Here is a 7,633-nt window from a genome sequence, read left to right on the forward strand (position 1 = left end):
GCGGGTCCGGGTATTGCCGCGCATCGACCGCTTTGACCGGTTTGTGTCGCTGATCGTCTACGTCCCGCGCGACCAGTACGATTCGATCGCCCGCGAGCGAATCGGAGCCTATTTCAAGACCGTCTACAACGGTCGTGTGTCGGCTTACTACCCTGCGTTTCCCGAAGGCGGGGTGGCGCGTGTCCATTTCATCATCGGGCGTTCCGAAGGCAAGACACCGCAAGTCCCGCAAGAGCAGCTGGAACGCGACGTTCGCTCCATCGTCACGCGCTGGGAAGATCAGTTCCGCGCGCTTGGCGGCAGCAACGCGGCGCGGATGAGCGTCAGCCAATCCTACAAGGAACGCTTCCGGGCCGAAGAAGCCCTGGCCGATCTTGACGACATTCTGGCCTGCGCGACGCCCGGCGCGATCCGGATCGCGTTTTATCGCAGCGAGGATACGGCAGAGGATCATCTGGCATTGAAGATCTTTCATCCCGGCAAGCCGGTTTCGCTGTCGCGACGGGTACCGCTTCTGGAAAATCTCGGTTTCAAGGTGATCAGCGAGCAGACCCACGAGATTTTCCTGGATGAACAGGCGGGCGCGTCAAGCATCGTGTTTGTTCACGACATGGAAATCGGCCATGAGGACGGACGCATCATCGATCTCGCATCGGAAGGCGCTCGCCTTGAGGAAGCATTTCTGTCGGTCTGGCGCGGTGACACCGACAATGACAGCTACAACCGGCTTGTCACCAATGCCGGGCTGTCGGTTCGCCAAGCAACGGTGTTGCGCGCCTATGCCCGCTATTTGCGTCAGGCCGGGATTGCCTATTCGCAGGAATATATCGCCCGCAGCCTCAACCGGCACGCGGCCATTGCCAGCAAATTGCACGAGTTGTTCCGGATCCGGTTTGATCTGGACATAACGTCGGAAAACCGGACGGATCTATCCACCCGGCTGATGGAGGAAATCGAATCCGCCCTCGCCGAAGTTCCAAGCCTTGATGACGACCGGATTCTCAGACGCTACGTCAATGCAATAGGCGCAACGCTGAGAACCAATTACTTCCAGACCGGCGCCGACGGAGCGCGGCGTCCGGCGATGGCCTTCAAGCTCGATCCGAAAGCGCTCGAGGGATTGCCCGAGCCGAAACCGTTCCGCGAGATTTTCGTCTATGGGGCGGAGGTCGAAGGCCTGCATATGCGCTTCGGTCCGGTTGCCCGCGGCGGTCTGCGCTGGTCGGATCGCGCACAGGACTACCGCACCGAGGTGCTGGGACTGGTCAAGGCGCAGCAGGTCAAGAATGCGGTGATCGTGCCGGTTGGCGCCAAGGGCGGCTTCTATCCCAAGAAACTGCCGGCGGATGGCGGTCGAGATGCCGTGTTCGAGGCCGGACGCGAAGCCTACAAGCTGTTTATCCGCACCTTGCTGTCGGTGACCGACAATATCATCGACGATGCAATCGTGCCTCCTGCCGACACCATTCGCCATGACGTGGACGACCCCTATTTCGTGGTTGCCGCCGACAAGGGCACCGCCACTTTCTCCGACACCGCCAATGCGCTGAGCCAGGAGCAGAATTTCTGGCTCGATGATGCCTTCGCTTCGGGCGGTTCGGCAGGCTACGACCACAAGAAGATGGGCATCACCGCACGCGGCGCCTGGGAAGCCGTCAAGCGGCATTTCCGCGAGATGGACATCGACATCCAGACAACGCCCTTTACCGTCGCCGGCGTCGGCGACATGTCGGGCGACGTCTTCGGCAACGGAATGCTGCTGTCGGAGAAGATCCGGTTGCTGGCGGCGTTCGACCATCGCGACATTTTCATCGATCCAGATCCGGATTGTGCGACCGGCTTTGCGGAACGAAGCCGGCTGTTCAATCTCGGCCGGTCGAGTTGGCAGGACTATAACAAATCCAAATTGTCAAAAGGCGGCATGATCATTCCCAGGTCGCTCAAATCGGTTGACCTGACCCCGGAAGCAGCCGCGGCAATAGGGCTTGACCAACGCCGGGCCACACCCCAGGACATCATGACCGCGATCCTCAAGATGGAAACGGATCTGTTGTGGTTTGGCGGCATCGGAACCTACATCAAGGATGCGGGCGAAAATGACGCCGATGTCGGCGACCGCGCCAATGACGCGATCCGGGTATTTGCCCGCCAGGTTCGCGCCAAGGTCATCGGCGAAGGCGCCAATCTTGGCGTCACCCAGAAGGGCCGCATTGCCTATGCGCTTCATGGTGGCCGATGCAACTCCGACGCCATCGACAATTCCGCCGGGGTGAACTCGTCCGACGTCGAGGTCAATATCAAGATCGCCCTGGCCAACGCCATGCGCGAGGATCGCCTGACACGGCCCAAGCGCGACATCCTGCTGGCGTCGATGACCGATGAAGTGGCCGACCTGGTGCTGCGCAACAATTATCTGCAGACTCTGGCCATCTCCATCGCCCAGGCCGAAGGGATATCCGGCGTTGGCGAACTCAACCGTGTGATGGGCAATCTCGAAGGCCGGGGTCTGCTCAATCGCAGGGTCGAGGACCTTCCCGATGATGCTGCCGTTGCCGAGCGCATCGCCGGCGGCCACGCACTGACACGCCCGGAGATCGGCGTTTTGTTGTCCTATGCCAAGCTGGTTCTGTTCGACGAGATCGTCGCCAGTTCCCTTCCCGATGACCCCTATTTTGATCAGACGCTGAGATCCTATTTTCCCCAGAAGATGCAAAAGCCGCATTCCTCCGACATTGCGAGCCATCGTTTGCGCCGGGAAATCATTTCGACCCTGCTCGGAAATGACGCAATCAATCGCGGCGGACCGGCCTTTGTCATCGGACTGAGTGACAAGTCCGGCGCAACCGCGGCTGATATCGTCAAGGCATTTGTTCTTGCCCGGGACGGTCTTTCGCTCAACCGGCTTTATACCCGGGTCGATGATCTCGATACCAAGGTTCCCGGCGAGCTTCAAAACCAGCTCTATGCGCATATCGGCCACACGCTGAAAGATGTTGCCGGCTGGGCGCTCAAGACCGGCGCCGCGCAAGGCGATCTGGGCACCGCGATCAAGTCCATGCAGACCGGCGTCGCCAAACTCGGCGGCAAGCTAGAGGCGGCAATGCCCGACTTCATGCGTGACGAGGCCGAAGCGGTTCAATCGAACCTTGTCATGCAAGCGGTTCCCGATGATCTCGCCAGAGAGATCGCCGGATTGGGTGCATTGGCGCTGGCGCCCGACATCTGCCATGTGGCGGCGTTTTCCAGTACTGATCTGGGTCGTGCCACTGAAGCATTTTTCGCGGTTACCGACGCCTTTCGCCTCGGCAGGATCATTGCCGCAGTCGACCGGATTCCGGTGTCCGATCATTTCGAGGGCCTGGCTCTGGCCCGGAGCCTTGATGAAATATCCGAAGCCCGGCGAATCATTGCCGCCACTGCGCTTGACGCAAATTCCAAGGCCGCTGATCCGGCCGGTGAATGGCTTACAACCAACAAGGACCGGATTGCCCATGTCCGCGGTCAAATCCTGTCGCTGACCGACAGTGGCGAACTGTCTGTGGCCAAGCTCACCGTCGCAGCCGGAATGCTGAGCGACCTTGCCCGTTCGCTGCGCGCATGACACCATCGCAATGCTCAGTCTGAAGGGGGGCCGTTTGAATGTCTGAAGCAATCGGGTTGCCGCCGGCCACGACTGTTCGCCGCCGTGGCGTTTTTGGATGGATGATGTTCGACTGGGCGGCACAGCCGTTCTTCACCGTTGTCACCACCTTCATTTTCGGTCCCTATTTCATCAGCCGCATGGCAAGTGACCCGGCCACCGGGCAGGCAGCCTGGGGTTACGGGATTGCGGCCGGCGGCTTTATCATCGCCATCCTGTCGCCGGTGCTGGGTTCGATCGCCGACCAGACCGGGCCGCGCAAGCCATGGATCGCCTCGTTCGCGATCCTCAAGATCCTGGCGTTGTGCGGATTGTGGTTTGCAGCTCCCGGCTCCAGTCTTGTCGGCGTTGTCGCCTTGTTCACGCTGGCGTCGGTCGCTGCCGAATTTTCAATCGTGTTCAATGATTCGATGCTGCTGCGGCTGGTTCCCAAGGCGCAGATCGGCCGTGTTTCCAATCTCGCCTGGGGGCTCGGCTATCTTGGCGGCATGATCGTGCTGATTTTCATCATTGCCTTTCTCGCAGCCTCGCCCGAAACCGGTAAAACCATCATCGGAATGAACCCGTTGTTCGGGCTCGATCCGCTTCAAGGTGAGGATGCTCGCGCTTCCGGTCCGATATCGGCGCTCTGGTACGCCGTTTTCATTCTGCCCATGTTCGCGTTCACGCCCGATGCCGGCGGCCGCCGCGCCATGCGCGTGGCGATACGTGACGGTCTGATCGAATTGAAATCGACCCTGGGCGAGGTACGTCAGCGCAGCGGCATTTTCCGGTTTCTGATTGCCCGGATGATTTACCAGGACGGCGTCAACGCACTGCTGGCGCTGGGCGGCGGCTTTGCCGCGGCAATGTTCGGCTGGTCGATCACCGAGATTGGCATATACGGCATCATGCTCAATGTCGTTGCGATTTTCTCGTGTCTGTATGCCAGCCGGCTGGACACCCGGCTCGGGTCCAAATCGGTGGTGCTGATCTCGATCCTGTTGCTGCTGATCGCCACCATCGGCATCGTTTCAACCGGACCCGGATTTACCTTTTTCGGCGCCTTGATGCTCGGCGACGGCGATACAGGCGGACTGTTCGGCACCGCCTCGGAAAAGGCCTATATCGCCTTCGGGCTGCTGATCGGCATTGCCTTCGGTCCGGTCCAGGCCTCGTCGCGGGCCTATATGGCGCGCAGCGTGACCGAGGATGAAGCAGGCCGGTATTTCGGGATTTACGCGCTTGCCGGACGGGCAACCAGCTTTACCGCACCCTTCCTGGTAGCCTCCGTTACCGCGCTGTCCGGATCGCCCCGGCTCGGCATGGCCACCATCATCATCTTTTTCGCGGCCGGACTGGCGATCCTGTGGACCACGCCCTACCCGGCCGATCAGCCCTCCGGCAAACCGGCGGGCAACCTGTAATCCGGCGGACAGGCTGTCCGGAATTCATCCATACTTGAAGTATGTAAAGCAATGTACCCGGAGTACGGATTGAGCCGCGCGACAGCCTGCATGCTTCATTCACACTGGTTGCAGCGCCGATAACCCACTCAGTGCCGGAAATGCCGCATTCCGGTGAACACCATGGCAACACCCGCCTGGTCCGCAGCATCGATCACATCCTGATCGCGCATTGATCCGCCCGGCTGGATGACCGCGGTCGCCCCTGCCTCGATGGCCGACAACAACCCGTCCGCAAACGGAAAGAATGCATCGGAAGCCACGACACTGCCCTTGGTCAGCGGTGTTTCAAGCCCCAGTACCTCGGCGGCGTCGATTGCCTTGCGCGCTGCGATCCTGGCCGAATCAACGCGGCTCATCTGGCCCGCGCCAATTCCGACTGTGGCGCCGTTGAGAGCATAGACGATGGCGTTGGACTTGACGTGTTTGGCAACGCGGAAAGCAAATGCCAGATCGGCGAGTTCGCGCGCATCCGGCGCCCGCTTTGTCACCACCTTGAAATCCTCCGGCAGAACAATCCCGTTGTCACGGCCCTGCACCAGCAGCCCGCCGGCGACGGTTTTGACCGTGAGGCCAGGCTGGCGCGGATCGGCAAGCGCGCCGGTGGTCATCAGCCGCAGGTTTTTCTTGGCCGACACGATCTGGCGGGCTTCTTCACTGGCGTCCGGCGCGATGATCACTTCAGTAAACAGCTTGACGATCTCGGTCGCTGTCTCCGCATCAAGCGGACGGTTGAGCGCGATGATTCCGCCAAACGCCGACGTCTGATCGCATTCCAGCGCCTTGCGATAGGCCTCCACCAGGCTTTCGCCTGCTGCGACGCCGCAAGGATTGGCATGCTTGATGATGGCGCAGACCGCAGCCGCGGGATCAAACTCGCTGACCAGTTCGAAGGCCGCATCGGTGTCATTGATATTGTTGTAGGACAGTTGCTTGCCCTGCAGCAGCGTGGCGGTTGCGACGCCGGGGCGGTTTGCCCCGGTCGCATAGAAGGCCGCGGCCTGATGCGGATTTTCGCCGTAGCGCATGACATCGAGCAACCGGCCGCCAAACGTCCGGTGGCGTGGCGCGTCCAGCCCGAGTTCGCCGGCAAACCATCCCGAGACCGCCGCGTCATAGGCGGCCGTCCGCGCGAAAGCCAGTGCGGCAAGTTCGCGCCGCAACGCCAGCGGAACGGAACCGTCATGGGTTCCGAGCGCCTCAAGCACGCGGGCGTAATCTTCCGGATCCGTAACGGCTGTGACATAGGCGTGGTTCTTGGCCGATGCGCGGATCATCGCCGGACCGCCAATGTCGATGTTCTCGACAATTGTTGCCGGATCGGCGCCGCCGGCGACGGTCTGCTCGAACGGATAGAGATTGACCACCGCCAGATCGATGTCAGCAATGGCGTGTTCTTCCATTGCCGCCCGGTGCTCCGGATCATCGCGAATGGCGAGCAATCCGCCATGCACGCCCGGATGCAGGGTCTTGACCCGCCCATCCATGATTTCCGGAAACGAGGTCAACTCGGAGACGTCCCGAACCGCAAGACCGGCCTTTTCGAGCGCGGTTCGTGTGCCACCGGTCGAAACCAGCTCGACCCCGGTCGCGGCAAGCCCGCGAGCGAACTCGACCAGTCCGGATTTGTCCGAAACCGAAAGCAAGGCCCGGCGAATGCGCACCAGATCCGGCACAGGATGGTTTTTGGAAACAACGGCCATGGAGATCCCCTAGATAGTTGCCGCATCACCCTGGCGGCGCCGGCGTGGATTAACACAGCCGCAAGCCCGGTAAAACACGCAAATGGGCTTATCTGTGGAGCGTTGCCGGTTCAATGAAAGCGCTTCACCATAAAAGCTACGCCGCCGGCCAGTCAGGCTTCGGCACGCGGCAAAGTGGTGCGAATCAGCTTCCAGTCGATTTGCGGAGTATCACCGGCGACAAATTCGAGCACGATCTGTTTGCTGGTGCGCGCGCCGGCGAGATCGGCAAAATGCACATCCTCTTCGATCCTGGGTTTCAGATCACGCGCGACAAAAGCCCAGGATTCACCATCGCCGGCGGTCAGGTGAACCGCGCCGTCCTCATCCTGCGAGACCGAGATTTTCGGATGGACATGAAACCGTGCCGCGCCAACCGTCCGGTTATCGGGTCCCGGCTCACTTTCGTCGGGTCTGAGCAACTGATCACGACCCTGCACCTCATGCCCGGAGGCAAGCAACCGGATCTTGCGCCGGTGCAAGAGTTTCACAGTGCTGGCATATCCGTCATGGGTGGCAACGAAACCGAACTGCTTTGCCTCTTCATCCAGCGATTCAACCATAACCCGCTGCACGCCGCCGATCACGATCGGACCGAGAAATGGTGAATGCGAGATCTTCAGCGAAGAACAGTCATTGAGCGTCACCGTGCTGTGCGCCGCGGTCATCCGGGCAAATTCAGCGTGTTGCGGTTGATAGGATACAGGGGCTCCCGCATTGACGATGAAGCGGTTGAAGCCTGAAGACAGCTCAAAGGACAGGCATCCGGCGTGAGCCGCCGCCGCCATCCGTCCTTTCCGCGGGGG

At 60.8% G+C, this 7,633-nt stretch carries 4 protein-coding genes; 2 read left to right on the forward strand and 2 right to left on the reverse strand.

The annotated features are described in order from the left end of the window. Both ABJN75_RS01940 and ABJN75_RS01945 read left to right on the forward strand, forming a co-directional pair. On the forward strand, window positions 1-3,601 hold a 3,601-nt coding region (locus ABJN75_RS01940), incomplete at its 5' end, for an NAD-glutamate dehydrogenase domain-containing protein (protein ID WP_348436336.1). Between the two features lie 38 nt (window positions 3,602-3,639). Beyond that, window positions 3,640-5,046 carry an MFS transporter gene (locus tag ABJN75_RS01945; protein ID WP_348436338.1) on the forward strand — a complete coding sequence of 469 codons (1,407 nt, stop codon included), beginning with the start codon at window positions 3,640-3,642 and terminating at the stop codon, window positions 5,044-5,046. 128 nt (window positions 5,047-5,174) lie between these two features. On the opposite strand, the gene purH is transcribed toward ABJN75_RS01945, so the two are convergent. After that, entirely contained in the window at window positions 5,175-6,788 is a 1,614-nt protein-coding gene (gene purH, locus ABJN75_RS01950; RefSeq protein WP_348436340.1) for a bifunctional phosphoribosylaminoimidazolecarboxamide formyltransferase/IMP cyclohydrolase, read from the reverse strand. A 152-nt stretch (window positions 6,789-6,940) separates the two neighbouring features. After that, on the reverse strand, window positions 6,941-7,633 hold a 693-nt coding region (locus ABJN75_RS01955; protein ID WP_348436342.1), incomplete at its 5' end, for a heparinase II/III family protein.

It is taken from the genome of Hoeflea sp. (assembly GCF_039975035.1).
Lineage (GTDB): Bacteria > Pseudomonadota > Alphaproteobacteria > Rhizobiales > Rhizobiaceae > Hoeflea.

Excerpts from the sequence above, each read along its gene's own strand:
- ABJN75_RS01945 (WP_348436338.1), top strand. The coding sequence starts at position 3,640 with ATGTCTGAAGCAATCGGGTTGCCGCCGGCCACGACTGTTCGCCGCCGT.
- purH (WP_348436340.1), bottom strand. The coding sequence starts at position 6,788 with ATGGCCGTTGTTTCCAAAAACCATCCTGTGCCGGATCTGGTGCGCATT.